Origin of the sequence: Actinotalea ferrariae CF5-4, from assembly GCF_000603945.1 — a bacterium.
GTDB classification, from domain to species: Bacteria; Actinomycetota; Actinomycetes; order Actinomycetales; family Cellulomonadaceae; genus Actinotalea; species Actinotalea ferrariae.
Genome location: NZ_AXCW01000565.1, coordinates 1 through 639, shown reverse-complemented (window position 1 = coordinate 639; position 639 = coordinate 1). Strand labels below are relative to the sequence as shown.

Sequence of the window (639 nt, the reverse complement as noted above, 5' to 3'; positions counted from 1 at the left end):
GGCCACCGCCGGCGGCCCGGCGGCCGGCGGGAGCGGGTCGCGCGGCGGGCAGCGGTGCGGTCGCGTCCGGGGCAGGACCGTCGGTCAGGGGCTGAGGGGTCTGGTCGTCGTACGGCACCGGGCCAGTCTGCGTCGGACGGATGAGGCCCGCATGAGAAGCGCCCCGGCCCCCCGGGTCCCCGCGACGTACCCTCGCCCGGTGCCCGAGGGTCATTCCGTCCACCGCATCGCGCTCCAGGTCGCCGCCGACCTGGTGGGCCACCGCGTCGCCGTGTCCTCCCCGCAGGGGCGGTTCGCCGACGGCGCCGCGCTGCTCGACGGGCTGGAGGTCGTCGCGTCGCGGGCCCAGGGCAAGCACCTCTTCGTGGGCTTCGGCCGCGGTACCGAGGAGGTCCTCGGCGTCGCGGCGCAGCGCTGGCTGCGCGTCCACCTCGGCCTGTACGGGGCGTGGGACTTCCACGGGACGGTCTCCCCGATCGCCGGTGCGGTGCGGGGCGCGCGCTCCCTCGGCGCGCCCCGTGTGCGCCGCGCCCGGCGGATGGGGGAGGGCGAGCGCGACGTCCCGGGGGTCGCGGGCGGGAGCACCGCCGAGGCGGACGCCCAGCCCGACGTCTGGCCGCCCGAGCCGGTCGGGCAGGT

1 protein-coding gene is annotated in these 639 nt (G+C 79.2%); it reads left to right on the top strand.

Features of this window, described 5'->3' with window-relative positions; translation table 11 throughout:
• Positions 1 to 199: 199 nt before the first annotated feature.
• A partial coding sequence (locus N866_RS19320) for a DNA-formamidopyrimidine glycosylase family protein (RefSeq protein ID WP_034230040.1) occupies positions 200 to 639 on the top strand: 440 nt, incomplete at its 3' end.